This window comes from Paenibacillus sp. FSL P4-0127, from assembly GCF_038007325.1.
GTDB lineage: Bacteria > Bacillota > Bacilli > Paenibacillales > Paenibacillaceae > Fontibacillus > Fontibacillus macerans.
In genome coordinates, this window is sequence record NZ_JBBOWY010000001.1 from 3,777,724 (window position 1) to 3,800,340 (window position 22,617).

Annotated in this window: 22 protein-coding genes and 1 tRNA gene; 21 read left to right on the plus strand and 2 right to left on the minus strand. The window is 54.4% G+C overall.

Annotated features, from left to right (window positions below):
* The first annotated feature begins 170 nt into the window (after window positions 1-170).
* From smc to trmD, 9 genes are all read left to right on the plus strand, one after another.
* Window positions 171-3,743, plus strand: a complete 3,573-nt coding sequence (gene smc / locus NYE74_RS17020; RefSeq protein WP_036622175.1) for a chromosome segregation protein SMC — start codon at window positions 171-173, stop codon at window positions 3,741-3,743.
* Between the two features lie 343 nt (window positions 3,744-4,086).
* Window positions 4,087-5,082 (plus strand): signal recognition particle-docking protein FtsY, encoded by a 996-nt coding sequence (gene ftsY / locus NYE74_RS17025; protein ID WP_341004998.1) that lies wholly within the window; start codon window positions 4,087-4,089, stop codon window positions 5,080-5,082.
* Window positions 5,083-5,182: 100 nt separating this feature from the next.
* Complete coding sequence (trhA, locus tag NYE74_RS17030; RefSeq protein WP_036622178.1) at window positions 5,183-5,830, plus strand: PAQR family membrane homeostasis protein TrhA; 648 nt, start codon at window positions 5,183-5,185, stop codon at window positions 5,828-5,830.
* 208 nt (window positions 5,831-6,038) lie between these two features.
* A complete protein-coding gene (locus NYE74_RS17035; protein ID WP_328272116.1) occupies window positions 6,039-6,392 on the plus strand; it encodes a putative DNA-binding protein in 354 nt (117 codons plus the stop codon).
* A 45-nt stretch (window positions 6,393-6,437) separates the two neighbouring features.
* A complete protein-coding gene (ffh, locus tag NYE74_RS17040; RefSeq protein WP_328272115.1) occupies window positions 6,438-7,814 on the plus strand; it encodes a signal recognition particle protein in 1,377 nt (458 codons plus the stop codon).
* Between the two features lie 86 nt (window positions 7,815-7,900).
* Window positions 7,901-8,173, plus strand: a complete 273-nt coding sequence (gene rpsP / locus NYE74_RS17045) for a 30S ribosomal protein S16 (RefSeq protein ID WP_036622182.1) — start codon at window positions 7,901-7,903, stop codon at window positions 8,171-8,173.
* A gap of 22 nt (window positions 8,174-8,195) precedes the next feature.
* Window positions 8,196-8,426 carry a KH domain-containing protein gene (locus NYE74_RS17050; RefSeq protein ID WP_328272114.1) on the plus strand — a complete coding sequence of 77 codons (231 nt, stop codon included), beginning with the start codon at window positions 8,196-8,198 and terminating at the stop codon, window positions 8,424-8,426.
* Between the two features lie 187 nt (window positions 8,427-8,613).
* Window positions 8,614-9,132, plus strand: a complete 519-nt coding sequence (gene rimM / locus NYE74_RS17055; protein WP_036622186.1) for a ribosome maturation factor RimM — start codon at window positions 8,614-8,616, stop codon at window positions 9,130-9,132.
* 1 nt (window position 9,133) lies between these two features.
* On the plus strand, window positions 9,134-9,904 hold the full coding sequence (gene trmD, locus NYE74_RS17060) for a tRNA (guanosine(37)-N1)-methyltransferase TrmD (protein WP_036622188.1): 771 nt from the start codon (window positions 9,134-9,136) through the stop codon (window positions 9,902-9,904).
* On the opposite strand, the gene NYE74_RS17065 is transcribed toward trmD, so the two are convergent.
* On the minus strand, window positions 9,894-10,805 hold the full coding sequence (locus NYE74_RS17065) for a polysaccharide deacetylase family protein (RefSeq protein WP_036622189.1): 912 nt from the start codon (window positions 10,803-10,805) through the stop codon (window positions 9,894-9,896). The two genes, trmD and NYE74_RS17065, sit on opposite strands and share 11 nt — an antisense overlap.
* A 271-nt stretch (window positions 10,806-11,076) precedes the next feature.
* On the opposite strand from NYE74_RS17065, the gene NYE74_RS17070 reads away from it, so the two are divergent.
* The 12 genes from NYE74_RS17070 to NYE74_RS17125 all read left to right on the plus strand — a co-directional run bounded on the left by NYE74_RS17070 (window position 11,077) and on the right by NYE74_RS17125 (window position 20,278).
* Window positions 11,077-11,150, plus strand: a tRNA-Pro gene (locus NYE74_RS17070).
* 420 nt (window positions 11,151-11,570) lie between these two features.
* Window positions 11,571-11,813 carry a hypothetical protein gene (locus NYE74_RS17075; protein ID WP_341004999.1) on the plus strand — a complete coding sequence of 81 codons (243 nt, stop codon included), beginning with the start codon at window positions 11,571-11,573 and terminating at the stop codon, window positions 11,811-11,813.
* A 429-nt stretch (window positions 11,814-12,242) separates the two neighbouring features.
* Window positions 12,243-12,566, plus strand: coding sequence for a hypothetical protein (locus NYE74_RS17080; protein ID WP_328272113.1), 324 nt, complete (start codon window positions 12,243-12,245; stop codon window positions 12,564-12,566).
* An 86-nt stretch (window positions 12,567-12,652) separates the two neighbouring features.
* The gene (locus tag NYE74_RS17085) at window positions 12,653-12,820 is read left to right on the plus strand and encodes a flagellin N-terminal helical domain-containing protein (protein WP_328272112.1); all 168 of its coding nucleotides are present in this window, start codon (window positions 12,653-12,655) and stop codon (window positions 12,818-12,820) included.
* 211 nt (window positions 12,821-13,031) lie between these two features.
* Window positions 13,032-13,376: a 50S ribosomal protein L19 gene (rplS, locus tag NYE74_RS17090; RefSeq protein WP_036622198.1), complete on the plus strand. Its 345-nt coding sequence runs from the start codon at window positions 13,032-13,034 to the stop codon at window positions 13,374-13,376.
* Between the two features lie 231 nt (window positions 13,377-13,607).
* Window positions 13,608-14,150, plus strand: coding sequence for a signal peptidase I (gene lepB, locus NYE74_RS17095; RefSeq protein ID WP_227872864.1), 543 nt, complete (start codon window positions 13,608-13,610; stop codon window positions 14,148-14,150).
* A gap of 46 nt (window positions 14,151-14,196) precedes the next feature.
* Window positions 14,197-15,063 carry a ribosome biogenesis GTPase YlqF gene (ylqF, locus tag NYE74_RS17100; RefSeq protein WP_328272111.1) on the plus strand — a complete coding sequence of 289 codons (867 nt, stop codon included), beginning with the start codon at window positions 14,197-14,199 and terminating at the stop codon, window positions 15,061-15,063.
* Between the two features lie 199 nt (window positions 15,064-15,262).
* On the plus strand, window positions 15,263-16,609 hold the full coding sequence (locus tag NYE74_RS17105; RefSeq protein ID WP_341005000.1) for an amidohydrolase family protein: 1,347 nt from the start codon (window positions 15,263-15,265) through the stop codon (window positions 16,607-16,609).
* A 111-nt stretch (window positions 16,610-16,720) separates the two neighbouring features.
* Window positions 16,721-17,395 (plus strand): ribonuclease HII, encoded by a 675-nt coding sequence (locus tag NYE74_RS17110; protein WP_341005317.1) that lies wholly within the window; start codon window positions 16,721-16,723, stop codon window positions 17,393-17,395.
* 108 nt (window positions 17,396-17,503) lie between these two features.
* Window positions 17,504-19,591, plus strand: a complete 2,088-nt coding sequence (locus NYE74_RS17115; RefSeq protein WP_341005001.1) for a flagellar hook-length control protein FliK — start codon at window positions 17,504-17,506, stop codon at window positions 19,589-19,591.
* On the plus strand, window positions 19,588-19,893 hold the full coding sequence (locus NYE74_RS17120; protein ID WP_036622211.1) for an EscU/YscU/HrcU family type III secretion system export apparatus switch protein: 306 nt from the start codon (window positions 19,588-19,590) through the stop codon (window positions 19,891-19,893). Before NYE74_RS17115 ends, NYE74_RS17120 begins: the two co-directional genes overlap by 4 nt.
* 16 nt (window positions 19,894-19,909) lie before the next feature.
* Window positions 19,910-20,278: a YraN family protein gene (locus NYE74_RS17125; RefSeq protein WP_328271513.1), complete on the plus strand. Its 369-nt coding sequence runs from the start codon at window positions 19,910-19,912 to the stop codon at window positions 20,276-20,278.
* A 592-nt stretch (window positions 20,279-20,870) separates the two neighbouring features.
* Here the strand turns inward: NYE74_RS17125 and NYE74_RS17130 are convergent.
* Window positions 20,871-22,460 carry a YifB family Mg chelatase-like AAA ATPase gene (locus NYE74_RS17130; protein WP_341005003.1) on the minus strand — a complete coding sequence of 530 codons (1,590 nt, stop codon included), beginning with the start codon at window positions 22,458-22,460 and terminating at the stop codon, window positions 20,871-20,873.
* Between the last annotated feature and the right edge of the window lie 157 nt (window positions 22,461-22,617).

A 22,617-nucleotide genomic window follows, 5' to 3' on the forward strand; every position in this document is an offset into this window, starting at 1 on the left:
CTTTTACCGAATATTAGTATGTCTACCAGACTAGCAAAACGTGCCGGAGAATTCAAGAGGCTAGGCGGGCGATCAAGGCGGACTCCCGCTTATCTCGGCGCCCGCTCGTTTGCCCTGTGCTCCGCGCCTTACTGTATGTTACAATAGTCGTTAGAGGTGATCGTGAACGTATGTTTTTGAAACGGATCGAGCTAGCGGGTTTCAAATCATTCGCGGACAAGACGGAAATGGAATTCGTCCGCGGCATTACCGCTGTAGTAGGACCAAACGGCAGCGGTAAAAGCAATATTTCCGACGGTATCCGCTGGGTGCTCGGGGAACAAAGCGCCAAATCGCTTCGCGGCGGCAAGATGGAGGATATCATTTTTGCCGGCAGCGATGCGCGCAAGGCGGTGAACTACGGGGAGGTTTCGCTGACGCTGGACAACGGCGACCAGGCGCTGCCGCTCGATTTCAGCGAAGTGACGGTAACCCGGCGGGTCCACCGCAGCGGGGAAAGCGAATATTACATCAACAAGCAGGCCTGCCGCCTGAAGGATATTACCGAGCTGTTTATGGATACCGGGATCGGCAAAGAGGCGTATTCGATCATCGGACAAGGCCGGATCGAGGAGATTTTGAGCACGCGTTCGGAGGATCGCCGCGGTATCTTTGAAGAGGCTTCGGGAATCGTGAAGTACAAGAGCCGCAAGCGAGACGCCCGCCGCAAGCTGGATGACACGGAACAGAACCTGCTGCGGATTCACGATCTGATCAGCGAGTTGGAGGATCAAGTCGGACCGTTGAAGGAGCAATCGGAAAAAGCGCTGAAATACAAGGAACTGCGCGAGCAGCTGAAAAATAAAGAGATTTCGCTGTACGTCCATCAGATCGAGCAAATTCATGAGTCCTGGAGCGAGGCCAACGCTAAACTCACCAAGCTGCAGGAAGAACAGCTCGCTTTGTCCACGGTCGTATCCGCCCATGACGCCAAGCTGGAAAGCGACCGCTTGGCGCTGCGTCAGGTCGAAGACCGGATCGAACAGCTGCAGGCGCAACTGCTAGAGTACAGCGAAAGCTACGAAAAAAGCGAAGGCTACGGCGAGGTGCTCAAGGAACGGGCCAAAAACCTGGCCCAGAACCGGGAGCAGCTGCGGCAGTCTTTAGCGGTCAGCGAGGAGCGCTACGCTCAGCGTTCGCAGGAGCTGGAGCAGCTTACGGCCAAATTCGCCGCCGCCGAGCAGCAGCTTCAGGAGCTGCGCCGCGAGCTGGCGGATGAAGAGGCGAAGCTGATCGGGGTAACCGGCGGCATCAGCCAGGCCCAGGAGGAAGGCCTGAAGGGCCAGCTGCTGGAGATCATGAATCAGATGGCGCAGGCGCGCAACGAAATCCATTATGCCGAGCAGCAGAAGGAAAGCGTAAAGCGGCGGATGGATCGGGCCGAAGAGGAAGGCGTCAAGTGGACCGAGGAGCAGCAGCGCCTGAAAGCGCGCAAAAGCGAGCTGGAAGCGGCGCTGGAGAAGCTGGGCAAAGAGATTTCCGATTTGCGCAGCAAATATATCCAGGAAAGCGAACGCCACCAATCGCTGCAGAAGCTCGTGGAGGAAAGCCAGGGCGGCATCCGCAAATGGGAGCAGAAGCGCGAAGGCTTGGTGTCGCGCCGCGATACGATGAAGGAAATGGAAGAGGATTACGACGGCTTTATGCTTGGCGTCAAGGAAGTGCTGAAAGCCGCCAAGAAATCGATGCTGCCCGGGGTGCACGGGGCCGTGGCCGAGCTGATCCGCGTTCCCGAAAAGCTGGAAATCGCGGTGGAAACGGCGCTCGGCGGGGCGATGCAGCACATCGTCATGGAGAACGAAGCCGTATCCCGGCAGGCGATCGCCTTTCTGAAGCAGCGGCAGCTTGGGCGGGCTACGTTCCTGCCGCTCGACGTCATCCGCCCGCGGCAAATTTCTCCGGCGGACAAGCGGCTCATGGAGGACGCCGAAGGCTTCGTCGGCATCGGCGCCGAACTGGTCGGCTATGAACCGCGTTACGCCGATATCGTCGGCAGCTTGCTGGGCAACGTCGTGTTTGCCACCGATTTGGAAAAAGCGAACAAAATGGCGGCCCGCTGCCAATACCGCTTCCGGATCGTTACGCTCGAAGGCGATGTCGTTAACGCCGGCGGTTCGATGACCGGGGGCAGCCAGCACCGCAAGAACAGCAACCTGCTGGGCCGCAAGCGCCAGTTGGACCAATTGGCCGCCGACATCCGCGAAAGCGAGGAAATGCTGGATAAGCTGCGCAAAGGCCTGGCCGATGTCCGCAGCCAGGTCGCCAAGTCGGAGAGCGACCTGAACCGGCTGCGCGAGGCGGGCGACGCCAAGCGGGCGGAGGAACAAGCCGTCGCCGGCGATTTGAAGCAGGCTCAGCACGAATGGCGGCATGTATCGGAGCAGTTCGAGCTCTACGGCCAGGAAAAAGGCCATTACCAGAAAGAGCTGGAGGAGCTGGAGGCGACGAAAAAAGCGGCCGAGGAACGCCTCGCGGAGCTGGAAAAAGAGGAGCAGTCCGTGCAGCAGTCTATCCGCGCGGCCGAATTTGCCCGCAAAGCGAGCGAATCGGCCAAGGAAGAGCTGCAGGACTTGCTGACCGGACTCAAGGTCCGCGAAGGCAAGCTGGACCAGGAGTGCTCCTCGCTTCGCGAACAGCTGCGGCGCGCCGAGGAAGAATACAAAATCCAGCAGCGCGAACTGGAGCAAAACCGCACGATCCTGCAGTCGATCGAAGCGGATTTGCAGCAGAACGAAGAGCAGAGCGTGCGGCAGCGTGAAGAGCTCAACGATTTCAAGCTGAAGAAGGAGCGCGCCGGCGAGCAGTTGGAAATGGAGCGGGCTTCGCGGACCGTGCTCGTGAAGAAGCTGGAGGAAGGCGAAAGCGAGACGAAAGAGCAGCGGATCGGTCTGAAGGCCGTGGAAGAGCAGCTGCGGCAAACGGAAATCCAGGCCAACCGGCTCGACGTGGAGCTGGACAATATTTTGCGCAAGCTGTCGGAAGACTATGAGCTGAGCTACGAATTGGCCAAGCAGCGCTACGCGGTGCCGGAGGACGTGCCGCAGACCCAGGCCGAGGTGAAGGAACTGAAGCGGCAGATCACGCTGCTCGGAGAGGTGAACCTCGGCGCGATCGAGGAATACAACCGCGTCAACGAGCGGTATCAATTCCTGACCGAGCAGAAGGACGACCTGGTGGAAGCGAAAACGACGTTGTACCAGGTCATCCGCGAGATGGACGAAGAAATGTCCAAACGGTTCAAGGTCACGTTTGACGCCATCCGGCGCGAGTTCGTCATCGTCTTCTCCAAGCTGTTTGGCGGCGGCCGCGCCGATTTGGTGCTGCTCGATCCGGACAACCTGCTGGAGACGGGGATCGATGTGGTCGCCCAGCCGCCGGGCAAAAAGCTGCAGAACCTGCAGCTGCTCTCCGGGGGAGAGCGCGCATTGACGGCGATGGCGCTGCTGTTTGCCATTCTGCAGGTGAAGCCGGTGCCGTTTTGCGTGCTCGACGAAGTCGAGGCGGCGCTGGACGAAGCGAACGTGTCGCGGTTTGCCCAATATTTGCGGGAGTTTTCCGAGCAGACGCAGTTTATCGTCGTGACGCACCGCAAAGGCACGATGGAGGAGGCCGACGTGCTGTACGGCGTGACCATGGAGGAAGGCGGCGTTTCCAAGCTCGTTTCGGTCAAGCTGGACGACGAGGATACGATGGAAATCGCTTGATCCGGGGATGCAAGGCCCCTGAAGCAACTGGCGCAAAATTGCCTGGCGGCAAGCATTGTGCGATAATGAAGAGGGCCGCCCGAAGCGAATTAACGGCATTTTATGGCCTTATTTCAGGGCAACCGAGCGTCTTTTCAAAATTAACGGTAATCCATGGCGCTATTTTGGAGACAAGCGTGAATAAAGCGGATTTTGCGTAGGTTTTCCAGGGATAGCGCCATATTATTGCGCTATGTTGCGGGGGACGTCCGAATGGATTTAAATAACGCCCTTTTTTCCTTTAAGTTGTGATAGGATCGCTACATATACATACCCGGACAGACCAAAGGAGGATATAGCTTGTATGAGTTTCTTTAAGAAACTGCGGGAAAGCATCGCGGCAAAAACGGAATCGGTAACGAAACAGTTCAGGGACGGTCTGGAAAAAAGCCGCAAGGGCTTTGTTGAGAAGGTTGCGGAGCTGGTTACCCGCCGCAAAAAAATAGATGAAGAATTTTTCGAGGAGCTGGAGGAAATCCTTATCGGCGCCGACGTGGGCGTGAATACGGTGCTGAAGCTGATCGACGATCTGCGCAAAGAAGTCAAGCAGCGCCGGATCGAAAACCCGGCCGAGCTGCAGCCGCTGCTGTCCGAGAAGCTGACCGGGCTATTGCGCGGCGATGAGGACAACGAAATACATCTGAGCCAAGACGGGATCAGCGTTATTTTGTTCGTCGGCGTCAACGGCGTCGGCAAAACGACGACGATCGGCAAGCTGGCGCATTACTACAAGCAGCAGGGCAAAAAAGTAATTCTGGCGGCGGGCGATACGTTCCGGGCCGGGGCGATCGAACAGCTTGAGGTGTGGGGCCAGCGGGTTGGCGTCGATGTGATCAAGCAGCAGGCCGGGTCCGATCCGGCGGCGGTCATGTTTGACGCGGTGCAGGCGGCCAAGCAGCGGGGAGCGGACATTCTGCTCTGCGATACGGCGGGCCGGCTGCAGAACAAGTCCAACCTGATGGAGGAGTTGAACAAGATTTACCGCGTCATCCAGCGGGAAATTCCCGGCGCGCCGCATGAGGTGCTGATGGTGTTGGATGCGACGACCGGCCAAAACGCTCTGAATCAGGCCAAGCTGTTCGGGGAAAAAAGCGGCGTCACCGGGCTTGTGCTCACTAAGCTGGACGGCACGGCCAAGGGCGGGATCGTTGTCGCGATTCGCCAGGAGCTGAGCCTGCCGGTGAAATTCGTCGGCCTCGGCGAGAAGATCGGCGACCTGCAGAAGTTCGATTCCGAGCAGTTCGTACACGGACTGTTCGCCGGGCTGATCAATGACGAAGAGGCTTCGGCGGAAGCCTGATTCGGAGATGGGCGAAGCTCATGCACCGTATGAAGGCCGATAACGTAGAATGGTAATAGCCCAGATTTTTTAGCAAGGCAAAAATAAGGAGGTGGCAGGGATGGCGAGTACGCATACTTTTGACCGCAGGGAGGAAATCGCCAACGCCGTGACGCACGGGATCGGAGCGCTGTTGAGCGTGGCCGCCCTGGTGCTGCTGATCGTGTTTTCCAGCATCAAGGGCACGGCTTGGCATGTTGTGAGCTTTACGATCTACGGGGCCAGCATGCTGCTGCTCTACCTGTGCTCGACGCTGGTGCACAGCTTTAAAGAAGGCAAAGCGAAGGATTTGTTCGAGTTTTTGGACCACTCCTCCATTTACATCTTCATTGCCGGGACGTATACACCTTTTTTGCTGGTGGTGCTGCGCGGCCCGCTCGGGTGGAGCCTGTTCGGGACGGTGTGGGGGATTGCCCTGCTCGGCGTCGTGTTTAAAGCTTTTTTCGTAAAAAGATTCCTGTTTTTGTCGACGGTATTTTACCTCATTATGGGTTGGCTGATCGTGATTGCGTGGGGGCCGTTAACGGCGGCTGTCGCGTCCCAGGGCATCGTTTTGCTCGTTACGGGCGGCGTTTTGTACACGCTGGGCACCGTGTTTTACGTCTGGCGGGGATTTCCGTACCACCATGCGATCTGGCATCTGTTCGTGCTGGGCGGGAGCGTTACTCATTTTTTTGCGATCCTGCTGTATTTGCTTCCCCATCACTGAGTTTACATCTTTGACAGCCGCTTTGCGCCCCGTTCGCAAGGCGGCTTTATTGTTGTTTTCGGGATGTTTATTACTGCGTAAGCGGCGGTGTACCGGGCTTTTCAACATGTTAAGGGAAAATGCTTGACATCTTATCCGGCACTGAGGTATCATAGGAAAAGTTGATGCGCTGTAAAGTGTTTTTCCTTGACGGAGGGGGAGTGCCCAAATGAGTCAAGAGAATAGACTTGAGAAGACGAACCGGATCAACCTTTTGTTTGATTTTTACGAAGCGCTGCTGACGGAAAAGCAGCAGACTTTTTTACGATATTATTTTCTGGACGACTTTTCGCTCGGCGAAATCGCCGCGGAGTTTGAAATTAGCCGCCAAGCGGTGTTCGAGCACATTAAACGGGCCGAAGGCATGCTGGAAACGTATGAAGAGAAGCTTGGGCTGCTTAAGAAGCACGAGGCGCGCAGCGGCGTATTGTCCCGCCTGGAGAAGCTGGTGGAAGGCAGCGCGATGTCGGCGCCCGATAAAGAAGAAGCGAAAAATTTGCTTCGCCGGGCGGAGCAATTGTAATATGGCGTTAGGAAACAAATTTTAGCGAATGGAGGTGACGGCAACATGGCATTCGAAGGATTGACGAGCCGGCTGCAGAGCGTGTTCAGCAAGCTGCGGGGCAAGGGCAAGGTTTCGGAAGACGACGTCAACGAAGCGATGCGCGAGGTCCGGCTGGCCCTGCTGGAGGCCGACGTCAACTTTAAAGTCGTCAAGGAATTCATCGCCAAAGTCAAGGAGAAGGCCGTCGGCAAGGAAGTGATGGAGAGCTTCACGCCGGGCATGGTCATCATCGACATCGTCAACAAGGAACTGACCGAGCTGATGGGCGGCAGTCAGGCAAGGCTAGCCAAGAGCAACCGTCCTCCGACCGTTATCATGATGGCGGGCTTGCAGGGGGCCGGGAAGACGACGACATCGGCCAAGCTGGCGAAGCTGCTGCTGAAAGAAAACCACCGGCCGCTCCTGGTGGCCGGAGACATATATCGTCCGGCGGCGATCAAGCAGCTGCAGGTGCTGGGCGAACAGATCAAGGTGCCGGTGTTTACGCTGCCGGAAGGCAACAGCCCGGTGGAGATCGCCCGTCAGGCGCTGCAGCATGCAAAGGACAACGGCAACGATTATTTGCTGATCGACACCGCGGGCCGGCTGCATATCGATGAGGAGCTGATGGAAGAGCTGCGGCAAATCCATGAGGTGACGAAGCCGGACGAAGTGCTCCTGGTCGTCGATGCGATGACCGGTCAGGACGCCGTCAACGTCGCCGAAAGCTTTAACCAGCAGCTTACTTTGACGGGGGTCGTGTTGACGAAGCTGGACGGCGATACCCGGGGCGGGGCCGCGCTGTCGGTTAAAGCGGTCACCGGCTGCCCGATCAAGTTCGCCGCGCTTGGCGAGAAGATCGATGCTCTTGAACCGTTTCATCCTGAGCGGATGGCTTCGCGGATTTTGGGCATGGGCGACATGCTGTCGCTGATCGAGAAAGCCCAGGCCAACATCGACGCCGAAAAAGCGAAGGAAATGGAACGGAAAATGCGCAACGCGGAATTTACGTTCGACGATTTCCTCGAGCAGATGGATCAGGTGAAGAAGCTGGGTCCGCTGGATCAGCTTATGGACATGATTCCGGGCATGGGCAAGATGAAGCAGATGAAGGACATCAAGGTCGACGAGAAGCAAATGGGCCGGGTGGAAGCCATCGTTCATTCGATGACCAAAGCGGAGAAGCAAAATCCGGAAATGATCAATCATAGCCGCCGCAAGCGGATCGCCGCCGGAAGCGGGACGACGCTGGCCGACGTCAACCGCCTGATCAAGCAGTTTGACGAGATGCGCCGGATGATGAAGCAGTTCTCAGACATGATGGGACCGAAAGGCAAAGGCAATAAAATGATGAAGCAGCTGAGCAAAGCCGGCAAAGGCATGCGCTTCCCGTTCCGTTAATGCGGCGGATCGCGCTTAAGTGGAGTTCAAAAAGTCAGACTTTTTGAACTACCTCTATCATTGATTTTTTGAAGGAGGTGAATTTCGTGGCAGTTCGTATTCGTTTGAAACGTATTGGTGCTCATAAAGCTCCTTTTTACCGCGTCGTGGTATCGAATTCCCGTTCCCCGCGTGACGGCCGTTTTATCGAGGAGATCGGTTACTACAACCCGGTTGCACAGCCGGCTGTAGTTAACATCGACGAAGAGAAGGCGCTCAAATGGCTCCAAAACGGCGCGCAAGCATCCGATACCGTTCGCAATCTGCTGAGCAAAGCAGGCGTAATGAAGAAGTTTCATGAGCTCAGACAGCAGAAATAATTGCTGATTCGGAGGGTCGTAAGTGGAACAATTAGTCAGCGTTATCGCGAAGGCTCTTGTTGACCATCCGGACGATGTTCGTGTGGAGGTTGTGGAGAAGGATCACCTGATTGTCTATGAGCTGTCCGTGCATCCCGACGATGTGGGGAAAGTGATCGGCAAGCAGGGGAGAATCGCCAAAGCGCTCCGCACGGTCGTAACATCGGCAGCGGTCAAGATGGATAAGCGGGTTTCCGTGGACATCATGTCTTAAACAACCTCTTATAGATGTACGAAAGCGGGTTAGGATGTTTGTCCTAGCCCTTTTTCGTACATGCTGAAGCGTAAAGGACACGGTGTTAAGGATACTATGGCTATTATACTTGAAATAAGGCTTTTAAAGCGGCTGGATGGTTTCCCTGGGTTTCAGCCTCAGCCGTTTATAATACTGGGAGGTTGTTATGTCGAATTCATTGTTGACGGTTGGTAAAATCGTAAATACGCACGGGATCCGCGGTGAGTTGAAGGTGCTGCTGCAAACGGATTTTCCGGATGTCCGGTTTGCACCGAAAAACCGTCTTCTGATCATTCACCCGGAGAGCGGGGAACAGTTGGCGGTCACGGTGCAATCGTCAAGACCGTACAAACAGATGTATATTGTAAAATTCAATGAATTTTCCGATATTAATGAAGTTGAAAAATTTAAAGGCCGGGATTTAAAGGTAACGAAAGCGGAGTCGGTGGAATTGCCGGAAAACGAGTATTATTTCCATGAAATCATCGGCTGCCGCGTCGTCAGCGACGAAGGCGAGGACCTCGGCGTGATCGAGGAGATTTTGCGTCCGGGAGCGAACGATGTGTGGGTCGCCAAGCTGCCTTCCGGCAAACAGCTGCTGCTGCCCGTTATCGACGACGTCGTGCTGGACGTAAACGTTCAGGACAAGCTGGTCAAAGTTCATCTGATGGAAGGGCTGTTGTAGGATGCGCGTGGATGTGCTGACGCTTTTTCCGGAAATGTTTGCAGGCGTGTTCGGCAGCAGCATTCTCGGCAAAGCGCAGGAAAAAGGAATCGTTGCGCTAAATGCGATCAATTTCCGGGAATATTCGGGCAATAAGCATGGGACCGTAGACGATACGCCGTATGGCGGCGGAGGCGGGATGGTACTGAAGCCGGAACCGATCTTCGCGGCGGTGGAAGCTGTATTGGAAGGGAAGCATGGTGATGCCGGGGCGAAGACCCGCTCACCGCGGGTTATTTTGATGTGTCCGCAGGGCGAGGCTTTTACGCAGAAGAAGGCCGAGGAGCTTGCCGCCGAGGAACATCTGATCTTTATTTGCGGCCACTACGAAGGATACGATGAACGGATTCGCGAACATCTCGTAACCGACGAAATATCGATCGGCGATTATGTACTGACCGGCGGCGAGCTGCCGGCGATGGTCGTGATCGACAGCGTGACCCGGCTTCTCCCGGGCGTGCTGGGGAATGAAATGAGTGCGGTCACCGACTCCTTCAGCACCGGAATGCTGGAGTATCCCCATTACACGAGACCTGCGGAGTTTCGCGGCTGGAAGGTGCCCGATATTCTGCTCAGCGGACATCATGCCAATGTGGAGGAATGGCGGCGAAAAGAAGCGCTTCGGCGCACCCTTTTGCGCCGCCCGGACCTGCTTGAGAAGCTGGAATTATCGCCTCAGGATTTGAAATGGCTGGAGCAAATGAAAGCTCATCCTCCGGAAATTAAGGATTGAGCAATTTATCTATGTCTGTGTCCGATGTGACCGTCAATCTCTTCAAGGTCATTAGCCGATCCCCGGGTTTTACGAAGCCCTGGTAGACGGTGAAGGCCATTCGATAACCGTTTTCCTGGAGATAGTAAATCATCTGCCGGGTCTTTTCTCCGAATGGGTAGGCGAAGTAAGGAGAGTCGACCACCTTTTCTTTCATCAAGGCAATATCTTTTTCCACTAACGAAGGGTCTTGTCCCGCAGCTTTCATTACCCCGCATTTCTCAAAGCCTTTGCGATGCAGATCGTAAGTATGGCTGTGAAACTCGAACACATCTCGAGCAGACTCCATTTCTTCCTTCGATAAAAACGTTTTTTTGGCGGGGTCAAAGGTTTGAGTCTGCTCTTTCAACTTACTGCCGATGACAAAAATGGCTGCTTTATATCCGTATTTTTTGAGGATCGGGTAGGCATATATATAGTTGTTTTGATATCCGTCATCAAACGTAATGACAACGGTTTTGGCCGGGAGGGAGATCTGCCCCCTGACGTATTGTTCCAGTTCGCTTAGCGAAGCCGTATAGTACCCGTGGTCATGTAGATAAGCCATATCTTGTTCGAAAGCCTCCAAATTGATGACGGATTCGTTGCCCGGATACTTATTGTATTTCTTTGGCGTGATGTAGTGATACATGAGTACGGCAACTTGCTCGGCGGTGCCGGGTTTGACGGAAAAACCTTCGGGCAGCTTAGGGTATACTTCATGCTTTTTGTGGGTCAAGGTAAACATTGTATTTTTGACCATGCCCCATGAGGTGCAAGCCTTTCGCGATAATACGTTGCTCGGATGGGTCACCGCCACCGCATAGATCAGCACCAGAATGGCCAGCGAGAATAATGCATACTGTGAGATTCTTTTTCTCATTCCTTGATAAACTCCTATCCTGTCTAATTGTCCAACATATCTATTCTATATGGTCTTAAAAAAAATGGGTTACGATTTGTTTGCAATTTGGGGTGAAATGGAGAATCGGCGATCAACGCACGTTTAAACGTTATTTTATTGGGAAAATTTTCGCAGTTATGCGCGTCTAACTCTTGCAAGGGTGCGTGTCTATAGCGTATAATAACATATGTCGCTATTCATAAGCGTTGGGCCAACGGTACGGAAACGTTGATACAATGCTTAGTATCATCGGGGTATGGCGCAGTCAGGTAGCGCGCACCCTTGGGGTGGGTGAGGCCGTGGGTTCGAATCCCGCTACTCCGATTTAAACCGATAATATCAGGGGTTTTCACTGCTTTCTGATGAACAAAAAAGAATGCGGTCGATAGCAGAAACGGTTTTGCAAAAAAAGGCCACACCTTATACCAGATTAACATCTGTTATAGGGGGTGGTCTTTTTTGTAGTTAAAACATTTGTCCAAGATCGGCAGATGAACAACATTTCGTGAAAGAAGTGACAACTCCAACGCTCAAAATACCTTCTTTATTGCCAAAATGATATGGGATTGAGGATAGTAGGGGAAGATGGGGAATAATGGAGAAAGAAACAACCGTGATGATGGTCTCAGTTTGGGGATGTCCATTCAGGCCAGGAAAAGCGGTAAGTGTATGTGTAATAAAATTAAATATAACAAAGGCTAAACCTCATAATAAGCGCTTCACAGGGAGGTCCGGTAACCGATTATGGCAAGAAATATCGGCAGATCAATATCGGCTGTCCGGACGCTTTGCACGATTATGCCGTTTGATCCGGAAGCAGAGAGGAAGATAAATTCAGGAGAAGAAAATAGGTTTGGAGCAGCAGACATGTTCGAGATCATTAGTTCGAGATGGTTAGACAGGTTTGTGAGAAGGAGATTTAGAGAAGTGAAGCAGACCCGAAGGGAGGAATGGGGCAAGACACCGGAAAAAATGAAAGGGCCGTGATTAGCCCCATCCTCTCCCCCCTGAACAAGAGGGATAATCGTGCAAAGCAGCATAGCATGCAGGGATACCATTTTGTAAAAATAGGCTGCATACCTTTGTCGGGGGCAGTCTATTTTTTCTTATGGAAATATAGACTAATTCTGTAGACCTATTTTGCCGATAATGATAATAAGGTGGAAAAATATAGGTTTGGGGGAATGTTTGGGTGAAATTGAATACTGCAACAAAAATTCTGATGGTTGGATCTCTCATTTTTTTATTTGGCATCTTCTATAATTCCTTTTTTAGTTTAGGAATCATTGAACTTAATGTTGGCAATTATCAAGTACATAATTTTCTGCTGAGTCTGGCCAATGGTATTTTTGCTGTCACAGTTCTTATATTCTCCGTCTCTTTCCTAAAAGCCCAAAATAAGAGAGGAAAATAATCATGAATTCATTGCTTGATGAAATCATTGAAGAACAAGATGAAAAAAATAAATCTAATGATAACTCAAACTCCAGTTCAATAGGCTCAGCATTACATTATGTTGGGATTGCTTTTATAGGATTAGGTTTACTAGCGGGAGTAATTGTAATCGCCTTATTGAAAGACCCGGATTCAGGTGCTTATTTTCCTGACCCTCATCCATTAAGATGGTTATATGGCAGTGGAATAATTATTTCTACATCAATAAGCGGGCTTTTATTTATGGGGTTTTCTGAAGTTATCAAATTGTTAATCAGTATTAGGGACAATACTAAAAGTAAATAATTTTCCAACCGCCAACTTTGACGGTTTTTTCACTCAATCGCATTTTACGACTAGAATATTAATATGAATGGGGATATTTTCCTGCAATGTTATTAGCGATTCAAGCTGGTAATGGTACAAATGACAGTAAGGACAGATTGGATGCAAATTTAGAGTTTGAACAATTACTTGAGTCTATTGATGAAATATCAAAAACCGCACAGTTTAATTCAACTCCTTTATTAGAATTGAAGAAAAGCCGGCCCATCCGGTGAGACGGGCATTTTTTTTATGAAAAAGGGATATGATTAGAATGACGAGGTACAAGTTAACCCCTTTAAAAAATTAGATTTTCCTTGCTATGCCTATGGAATTATGATAAAATTCTCCTTGTTGTGAATTCGGTGGTCCGCTGCGGATGATGAAGGAGAACATGGGGTTCTCCGGAAGAGGCATGAACACCTGAGTGGAAGGAGGGAGTCATAGATGAATATCGTACAAGCGATTACGCAAGAACAACTTCGCAAAGATATTCCGAGCTTTCGTCCTGGTGACACTTTGAAAGTGTTCGTTAAGGTTATCGAGGGATCTCGTGAACGTGTCCAATTGTTCGAAGGTGTTGTTATCAAGCGTCGCGGCGGCGGAATCAGCGAAACTTTTACGGTTCGTAAAATTTCCAACGGTGTAGGCGTGGAAAGAACTTTCCCGCTTCATTCCCCGAAAATCGATAAAATCGAAGTGGCTCGCCGTGGTAAAGTGCGTCGTGCGAAGTTGTACTATCTTCGTGCATTGCGCGGTAAAGCAGCGAGAATTAAAGAAGTGCGTCGTTAATTTTTTAACGAACAGGGGGCTTGTATCCATTCAAGCCCTTTTGCTGTTTTTAACGGAGGAATTTCCGTTTACATATTCCAAAACAAAGTGAGGTCGCGGTCCATGGAAAAGCATGAGCAACCAAACCATCCGGACGATCGGGAAGTGCCGGGGCAGTTGAATGATCACGAATCAAGCCCAGCGGAAACGGCACCCGCCCCTGCTTCGGGCAAAAAACAATCGAGCGAGGCCATGGAGTGGCTTAAAGCGATCGTCATCGCGGTCGTGCTCGTTCTTGTGATTCGTTGGCTTTTCTTTGCGCCGTTTATTGTAGATGGTCCCTCGATGCAGCCGAATTTTCATACGGGCGAAAGAATTATCGTAAACAAAATCATTTACGATATCCGTCAGCCGAAGCATGGGGAAGTCATCGTGTTCCACGTCCCGTCCGAAGGGCGCGACTTCATCAAGCGGGTGATCGGCGTTCCGGGCGATACCGTAAAGGTCGAAGGCGATACCGTCACGGTCAACGGGCAGGTCGTGGATGAAACTTACATTAAAGAAGCGGTAAATGCGAAGCATAACAACAATGAGCTTTATAATACGGAAGCGGATTTCCCGAATGAGCGGGTTTCCGATGGAACCGTGCCTGAAGGATATGTTTTCGTGCTTGGGGATAACCGCTCCAACAGCACGGACAGCCGGAGCATCGGCTATGTGCCGTTTGGCGACATCGTAGGAAGGGCCGATCTGGTGTTCTGGCCGCTACAGGAGCTCCATTTCATTAAGCATTAAAATCTGCGGCTAGAGGGCCATTCTCGGAAGCTAGAGGTGAAAGAACATGACAATACAATGGTTTCCCGGGCATATGACCAGGGCCCGCCGGCAAATTCAGGAGAAGCTGAAGCTGATTGACGTGGTGATCGAATTGCTCGACGCCCGGCTTCCCTTATCGAGCCGGAACCCGATGATCGACGAGATCCTGCAGGGAAAACCGCGGCTGATCGTTTTAAATAAAGCGGATTTGGCCGATCCCGCGGTGACCAGGCAGTGGATCGCGTTTTTTAAGCAGGAAGGGCACACCGCCGTCGAGGCGGACGCTTCCAGCGGCCGAGGGATCAAGGAGATCCCGCAGCTGGCCAAAGAGCTGCTCAAGGATAAAATCGAAAAACAGCTCGCCAAAGGCATTAATCCGCGCGCAGTGCGGGCCCTGATCGTCGGCATTCCCAATGTCGGCAAGTCGACGCTCATTAACCGGCTGGCCGGGAAGAGCATTGCGGCGACCGGAGACCGCCCTGGCGTCACCAAAGGGCAGCAGTGGATCAAAGTCGGCACCGAAATGGAGCTGCTGGACACGCCGGGGATTTTGTGGCCGAAATTCGAGGATCAAAACGTCGGTTACCGCCTTGCCGTAACGGGGGCGATCCGGGAAGAGATTTTGAATGCCGAGGATATCGCTTTTTTTGCCGTAAAATATTTGGCCAGATATTACTGGGAGCCGTTTAAAGAGAGATTCGAGCTTGACCAGCCTCCCCGCGACTTTGAAGACCCGGATGAAATCGTCGCCATCATGGAAGCGGTTGGCCGTAAACGCGGCTCCTTGCAAAGCGGCGGCCGGGTTGACCTTGAAAAAGCTTCAAAAATTCTGCTTCGCGAGCTGCGCGCCGGAAAAATGGGCCGATATTCGCTGGAGGAGCCGAACGTATAAGTCCGAGCGGTAAGGACATATTGCGGCGGAAGAAACGTAATAAGCGCAAGTCCCGGACACTTGGTTCGGGGCTTGCGCTTTTTAAGTTTACTTATTGTTCTAAAAGATCTATAATTGATACATATGGCATATTTTTCCAACTGTAGCCTCTCATCAGCTCTTCTTTTACATCCAATCAAAGCCAAAGGAGATGGAAAGTATGAGTACGCGTCGCTTAATCAAGAACGGTTGCGTGTTGACTATGGACAGCTCTTTAGGAACCCTTCGGAAAGCCGACATCCTGATCGAGGATTCTTTGATCGTAACGATTCAAGCTGACCTTGACGTATCGGATAGTGAGGTCATTGACGCCACGGACATGATTGTCATGCCGGGATTCGTGGACACCCATCGTCATGTCTGGGAGTCTTTATTGCGGACTATCGGCGCGGATTGGTCACTGCCGGCTTATCTGCAAAGCATTTATTATGGCGGACTCGGCAGCAGAATGCGGCCCGCGGACAGTTATGCCGCCAATTTGCTGGGAGCATTGGAAGCGCTTAACGCCGGGGTGACAACCGTTTTGGACTGGACGATGATTTATTCGCCCGATCATGCTGACGAACTGATTCGCGGCTTGCGGGATTCCGGCATGCGCGCCGTATTCGCCTATGGTGTCTCCGGTGAAACCGATTATTGGAGCCGTGACAGTCAAAAGATTTTCCCGGAAGACGTGTACCGTGTCAAAAAGGAATATTTTGCTTCCGATGATCAATTGTTGACGATGGGGCTGGCGATTAGAGGGCCTGAGTTTAGCAGTTGGGAGGCAACGGTCCGAGAAATCGGGCTTGCCCGGGAGCTGGGGGCGTTATGCTCCATGCATGTTGGTTTCGGCAGTTGGGGAGCGGACGACCGCTCTGTTGAGAAGCTTTATAAAGCCGGCTTGCTCGGTCCGGATTTGAATATGGTGCACGCCAACACGATGGGCTTTGACGAATACAAGCTGCTGGCGGATGCAGGGGCGTCGCTATCCGTTACGCCGGAAGTGGAAATGATGATGGGGCACGGCTATCCCGCCACCGGGCACTTCCTTGAGAATGGCGGTACGCCCGCGCTTGGCGTGGACGTCGTGACCTCAACCGGAGGGGACATGTTCACGCAAATGAAATTCGCGCTGCAGGCGGAACGGGCAAGAGTGAACCAGGATATTTTGGCCTCGAAAAACATGCCCGGCGAATTGAATTTGCAGGCCGGACAAGTGTTGCATTTTGCTACCGCTGCAGGAGCCAAAGCTTTGAGATTGGACCATAAAATCGGCACCTTGGCTCCGGGGAAAGAAGCCGACCTTATTTTGATTCGGACGACAGATTTGAACCTATTTCCCGTATCTGATCCTATAGGCGCTGTCGTGCAATTTGCCAACCCGGGCAACGTAGACGCCGTATTAGTGGCCGGTCGTCCGGTGAAACGGCACGGGCAGCTTCTCAATGTCGACTTGAACCATATTCGCAAACTTGCCAATGAAAGCAGACAACATCTCTTGGCCTCGTCTGCCGGTGAAAATTAGAAACCTTAAAAGCGATTAAACAAACTCTAAAAAATTAAAAGAACTCTATATTTTTCAAGCGTGTTAACCGATAAAAGATTTAGCGTCCGTAGGGCAAGGACCAAACGCTTGATAAAATGTCCGGTACCCCTTAAGCTTAGAACAGGGTTAAATCGTGAAGGAGGCACTATGGACGATCTGCTATCCTATGAAAGAGAGTATTGGTCCTCGTACCGCTGCATAGCCGGAATCGACGAGGTTGGCCGGGGATGCCTGTTCGGCGACGTAGTAGCCGCGGCGGTGATTTTGCCGCAGGATTTGCAGCTTGAGGACGTAAATGATTCAAAAAAGTTAAGCCCGAAAAAGCGGGAAAAGTTATATGATCTCATTATGGAAAAAGCGGTAGCGGTCGGGATCGGGTATGCCGATGCGGCGACGATCGACCGGATCAATATTAAGCAGGCCAGCCGGCTGGCTATGAAGCGGGCGGTGGAGCAACTTGCCGTGGCCCCGGAATTTTTACTGGTGGATGCCGAAAAGGTCGATGTCGACATTCCGCAGCTGGCGGTCATTAAAGGAGATGCGACAAGCCAGTCGATCGCGGCGGCCTCCATTATCGCCAAGGTAACGCGCGATCGGCTTTGCCAGGGCGAGTGGGATGCGCGTTATCCCGAATACGGCATCGCGGTACATAAAGGGTACGCTACCAAGCTGCATCGAGAGCAACTCCTGGCCCTTGGGCCGACGCCGATGCATCGGAAAAGTTTTCTGGGCAATTTGTTTGCCGAGGAGCAAACGTTGTTTTAAGAGGTAGTTTAAAAAGCTGGAAACTTGACTTTTTGTACTTGCACTTTAACCAACCCGCCGAAGCGATGGCGGGTTTTCCAATATGTTTTGAGGCAAGGGGGGAGTTTCATGAATATCGGGCCGTTGCTGCGCAGTATGATGGGAAATGCCCAGGCGGGGGAACCCAAAACTCTGGGACTGAAAACAGGGCAGGTGGTCCGCGGAACGGTTTTGTCCGTATCCGAAAACGGTCAGGAAGCCGTCATTCAGGTGCAGGGCGTGAAGCTGCACGCCGCGTTGGAAACACCGATGCGCCCGGGGGAAACGACTTTGCTGCAGGTTCAGCCGGAATCCAAAGACGGGCTGGCGGTGCTGAGGCCGATGAGTTCCCTTCCGGGAGCCGAGCTGTCGGCGGCTTCCCTGGCCAAAGCGTTGCAATCTTTAGGACTGGAAGATACGGCGACGAACCGCGAGCTGCTGCAGTTGATGCAAAAAAGCGGTATGCCGTTGACGAAGGAGAACGTATCGCAGATCTTGCAGGTGTCCGGGCAAAAGCCGGGCGGCGTACCGCTGTCGGAGTGGATTCAGGCGGCCGGCATCGCTTTTAGCCGGGGGCTGCCGCTGACCGGGGAGACGGTGGCGGGACTGCATCAGGCGGTGTTTGGGCCGCCGCTGCACGCGTTATTGTCTGCGCTGGACGAGCAGATTGCAAACTATCTTAGCCAGACGGCTGGGAACTTGGACGGGACGGCCACGCCCGGATCAGGGACAAGCGGCAGAAGCGCCGGAGGAGCGGCGGCGCTGGGGCAGCAGGCTCAAGCTGGGTCAAATGCTGCCACATTGACGGATACGGCATCCTCGGGTTCGGGAGCGGCCGCGATGAGCGCTGCGGCAGGTGGTGCCGGGGCGGCGGGAGCTTCCGCCCAGCCGAATCAAGCGGCCGGACTCGTGCAGATGGCGCTGCGGGGAGCGCTTGCCGAAGCTGCAGAGGGGCAAACGCCGCAGCCGGGAACTCCGGGCGGCAGCGCTGCGGCCAGCCTGTCCGGCGGCGCTTTGGTGGCGAAGCTGCAGGCGGTGCTGGCGGTGCTGGATGCGGCCATGCTGCAGGAGGGCATGGCCGAGGCGGCGCCCGGGCGTGGGACGGGCGCCGGCGGGGCTGCTCCCAGCGCGGGAACGCTGGGAGGGAGCGGCGCCGCCGCCGGAGGCGCGGCGGCAGCGCCGCAGGCGCAGGGCGAAGGGGCCGCTGGCCCTTCGCCGGCGGGCACGCGCCCCACCCCCGCGGCGGAGCCGTGGGTGGGGCGCGTGCTGAAGCTGCTCGGTGCGGAGCACGAGCAGCAGGTGCGCGCGGCCGCGCCTAGCGCAGCGGCGGCGTCGGCGCAGCGCAAGAAGCGCGCCCGCGGCGGGCGCTCGGCGAGGCACGCCGGGGGCGCGGAGCTCCCCGGCGGGCAGGCGCCCGGCAGCGCGCCTGCGGCCGCGCCGGGCGGGGACACAGGCAGCGCCGCGCCGCCTGTGGAAAGCCGCGCCGCGCAGGCGGACGCCCGCGCGGCAGGCGGCGCTGCGCCGGCCTCGACCCCGGCCCCAGCGAGCGCCGGGGAGGCGGCTGCCATGCGCAGCTCCGCCTTCGGCGTCTCCAGCGCATCAGCCGCCCCTAATGCCGCCGGCGGGGCCGTGCAGGACACGCTCAAAGGCCTGCTGCTGCAGATAGTGGCGGCCGACGATCTGCCCGCGCCGCTCCAAGAGGCGGCGCGGCAGCTGGTGCAGCAGCTGACCGGCCAGCAGCTGCTGCTCAATACCGACCGCACCGCGCCGTTTGCGCAGGTGACCATGTTCCTGCCTTTTTTCGGACCGGACGGCAAGCAAACTGCCTCGGTGCATATCGAATCGCGCCGCGGGCGCAAAGGCGAGCTGGATCCCGCCAACTGCCGCCTGTGGTTTGACCTGCAGATGAAGACGCTCGGCCAGATTATGGTCGACGTGCAGGTCGCCGACAAAAAGGTGCTGCTGAAAATATTCAGCGAGCAGGAAGCGACCGGCGCGTTCCTTGAATCCCGGCAGGAGGAGATCAGCGAAGCGTTGTCCAGCGCCGGTTACCGTCTGCTGTCCTTGAAGTCGGAGCCGTTGATCCCAAAGGAGAGCGAGGAAGGCGGCGCAGCGGACTTCAGCCTGCCGCTGACTTATGCCCCGAGCCCGTATAAAGGGGTGGATTACCGCGTATGAGCGAACAGCCGAAGCAGCCAAACCTTGCGTTTAAAAAAGCGGTTGCCCTCAAGTACGATCCCGGGCAGGGGGAGGCTCCGGTCGTCGCCGCCAAAGGAAGCGGCCTGCTGGCCGAGCGCATTTTGGAGACGGCGAAGGAGCATGGCATTCCCGTGCAGGAGGATGCGGCGCTGGTCGAGGTGCTTTCCAAGCTCGATCTGGACCAGCAGATCCCTGCGGAATTATACGATCTGGTGGCGGAAATTCTTACCTTTATATACCGGTCCGACAAAATGGCGGAAAGAAGGATGTTCCTTGAATAACCGGGAGTTAAAACCTATGCGCGGGGATGAGCGGAAAGCGCGGGGCCGCAAGGCGGAACAAGCCGCAGGCGATTATTTGAATACTCTTGGCTACACCATCCTGAAACGAAACTGGCGCTGCCGGTCCGGCGAACTTGACCTGATCGCCAAAGACGGGCACACGATCGTAATCGTGGAGGTGCGCAGCCGCAGCCATCGGGCTGCGGCTTTCGGCACGCCGGCCGAATCGATCACCCCTCGCAAAATCAAGCAGGTCCGCGACACGGCCGCCGTATACCTTCACCAAACCGGCCAAACTTTGGCCGACGTCCGCTTCGACGTCGTCGCCGTCACGTATGGCCCTGAAGACAAGCCGACAGTAGAACATATCAAAAACGCTTTTTAAGAGGCTGCTCGAAAGTCATTTTTCGAAGATGTAAGAATGCTGGTGGCACCGGAGTTCCTATATTTCCAATAATTCGGACCAGCAGGGCTGAATATGGGCGATTTGAGCACTAGCGTTACTTTAGCTTTTGAACAAGACAACTTGTAGCTCTGAAACTCCGAATTTCCCACAAAAGTTCAAGTCATCGAATCGAAACTATCGTCCGCCGGAACTCTAACGGTTGCAGCAGCCGCTATTTTGCCAAAAAATCCCCTTTCCAAATTCTAACGGTTGTGAGCGCCGTTATTTGCCTGAATCTAAGCAAAAATAGCTGGTTTTAAGTGAAATAAGCGCCAGGGCAACCGTTAGAAATTGAAATCAACGTTTTTGGAACAAATAGCGCTTGTGGCAACCGTTAGAATATTTGTGCGGATAGAAAATGTATCTTGTCAGATTCATTGCAACGTTTGTGCGATTTGAGTGAAATCGATTGGATATTTGTAATCAGGGCTCCCAATTGCGTGCGATTCCCGGCGATCCATTGGATTTTTCCTCTATTGAATTTTTCCAATGAAAAGCGGGTGATGAATGAGAGGCGGTGGAAGCTGTGCCATTACCCTCTCACATCCAACAGCCTCCGATCCAGCTGGCGGTATTGGATCGCTTCCGCGATATGCTCCGCCTGAATGGCTTGCTGGCCTTCGAGGTCGGCGATCGTGCGCGCCAGCTTGATAATACGGTCGTAAGCCCGCATGCTAAGGCCCAGCGACTCAAAGGAAGACTGCAGCAGCTTTCCGGCTTCCGGAGCAAGCGGTGCGAACCGCCGCAGCAGGCTGCCGGACAATTCGCTATTGCGGGAGATTCCGCAATTTTTATAACGTTTCGCCTGAATCTGCTCCGCCTTGAGCACCTGCCCGCGCATTTCCTCCGAGCTGAGCGGCTGCTTGTCTTCCTGCCAGCCGCTAGGCGGCGGTACTTCGATATGCATGTCGATCCGGTCCAGCAGCGGGCCGGAGATTCGCTCGCGGTATTGGGCGACGCGCCGTGGGCTGCACGTGCAGCGGGGCAAAGGCGGTTCGGCCCCGAAAAAGCCGCAGGGGCACGGATTTAACGAACCTGCCAGCAAAAACCGGGCCGGAAACGTAAACGACGCGCGCGAGCGGCTGATGGTTACTTGCCGTTCCTCCAGCGGTTGGCGCAGCACCTCCAGCACGTTGCGGGAGAACTCCGGCAATTCGTCGAGAAATAAAACCCCGTGGTGAGCCAGGCTCACTTCGCCCGGCTTGGGGATGGCGCCGCCGCCGATGAGGCCGCCCGCCGAGATCGTATGATGCGGCGAGCGAAACGGGCGCCGGGTGATTAACCCCTGCTCCGTATCGCTTAATTTGCCGGCGGCGCTGTAGATTTTGGTGACTTCGAGCGCTTCCTCCGGGGAAAGCGGCGGCAGAATGGAAGGCAGCCTGCGGATGAGCATCGTTTTGCCGGTCCCGGGCGGGCCGATCAGAACGATATTGTGAAAACCGGCGGCGGCGATCGTAAGCGCCCGTTTAATGTGGCGTTGGCCGAGTACGTCGCTGTAGTTTTCCGGCGCTTCATAAGGTGTGCGGGCGGTTGCCGGCTGCGGTTCTATTTCCAGGTGATCCAGCGATGTCAATCGCAGGGGTGCCCTTTTAGCGTCCTTGGCCCCTGCTTCTGCTGTTCTCTCTTCGGGAAAAAGCTCGTTTAAATGGCGGAGTCCATATACCCGGATTCCTTCCAGAAGGAGCGCCTCGGCGGCATTTTCCCTGGGCAGCAGAACGGAGCCAAACCCTTTCCGGCGCGCGCGGTCAACCATCGACAGCACGCCGGGAACGGGGCGCAGCGTACCGTCGAGTGAAAGCTCGCCGATAATCAGCAGCTTTTCCTGCGACGGCAGGGCGATTTGCCCGCTGGCCGTAAGTAGCGCAAGCGCGATCGCCAGATCGAAGGCGGCCCCCTCCTTGCGCAGGTCGGCAGGCGCCAAATTGATCGTCACCCGCTGCAGCGGAAAACTATAGCCGCAATTTTTGACCGCCGCCCGAACCCGTTCCACCGCCTCGCGGACTGCGGAATCCGGCAGACCAACGATGTTGGTTTGGGGGATTCCGCTGGACAAATCCACCTCCACTTCAATCATCATACCGTCGATCCCGTACAAACAAGCGCTGTACAATTTTCCATACATAACAAAAACACCCCTAATCCTGTATTTTCCGGCTTACAACAAAAACCGCCTTCAGGATAAAAGGTGCTTCCTTATTATCGCTTAAATATTATTCGCTTAGCCATTGCCAAACTTTGCTTAACAGATTATACCATAATCTATTCACCCAAGGAAAGCT

Coding starts and splice junctions, on each gene's coding strand:
- smc (WP_036622175.1), top strand. CDS start 171: ATGTTTTTGAAACGGATCGAGCTAGCGGGTTTCAAATCATTCGCGGAC.
- ftsY (WP_341004998.1), top strand. CDS start 4,087: ATGAGTTTCTTTAAGAAACTGCGGGAAAGCATCGCGGCAAAAACGGAA.
- trhA (WP_036622178.1), top strand. CDS start 5,183: ATGGCGAGTACGCATACTTTTGACCGCAGGGAGGAAATCGCCAACGCC.
- NYE74_RS17035 (WP_328272116.1), top strand. CDS start 6,039: ATGAGTCAAGAGAATAGACTTGAGAAGACGAACCGGATCAACCTTTTG.
- ffh (WP_328272115.1), top strand. CDS start 6,438: ATGGCATTCGAAGGATTGACGAGCCGGCTGCAGAGCGTGTTCAGCAAG.
- rimM (WP_036622186.1), top strand. CDS start 8,614: ATGTCGAATTCATTGTTGACGGTTGGTAAAATCGTAAATACGCACGGG.
- trmD (WP_036622188.1), top strand. CDS start 9,134: ATGCGCGTGGATGTGCTGACGCTTTTTCCGGAAATGTTTGCAGGCGTG.
- NYE74_RS17065 (WP_036622189.1), bottom strand. CDS start 10,805: ATGAGAAAAAGAATCTCACAGTATGCATTATTCTCGCTGGCCATTCTG.
- NYE74_RS17075 (WP_341004999.1), top strand. CDS start 11,571: ATGGCAAGAAATATCGGCAGATCAATATCGGCTGTCCGGACGCTTTGC.
- NYE74_RS17080 (WP_328272113.1), top strand. CDS start 12,243: ATGAATTCATTGCTTGATGAAATCATTGAAGAACAAGATGAAAAAAAT.
- NYE74_RS17085 (WP_328272112.1), top strand. CDS start 12,653: ATGTTATTAGCGATTCAAGCTGGTAATGGTACAAATGACAGTAAGGAC.
- rplS (WP_036622198.1), top strand. CDS start 13,032: ATGAATATCGTACAAGCGATTACGCAAGAACAACTTCGCAAAGATATT.
- lepB (WP_227872864.1), top strand. CDS start 13,608: ATGGAGTGGCTTAAAGCGATCGTCATCGCGGTCGTGCTCGTTCTTGTG.
- ylqF (WP_328272111.1), top strand. CDS start 14,197: ATGACAATACAATGGTTTCCCGGGCATATGACCAGGGCCCGCCGGCAA.
- NYE74_RS17105 (WP_341005000.1), top strand. CDS start 15,263: ATGAGTACGCGTCGCTTAATCAAGAACGGTTGCGTGTTGACTATGGAC.
- NYE74_RS17115 (WP_341005001.1), top strand. CDS start 17,504: ATGAATATCGGGCCGTTGCTGCGCAGTATGATGGGAAATGCCCAGGCG.
- NYE74_RS17120 (WP_036622211.1), top strand. CDS start 19,588: ATGAGCGAACAGCCGAAGCAGCCAAACCTTGCGTTTAAAAAAGCGGTT.
- NYE74_RS17125 (WP_328271513.1), top strand. CDS start 19,910: ATGCGCGGGGATGAGCGGAAAGCGCGGGGCCGCAAGGCGGAACAAGCC.
- NYE74_RS17130 (WP_341005003.1), bottom strand. CDS start 22,460: ATGTATGGAAAATTGTACAGCGCTTGTTTGTACGGGATCGACGGTATG.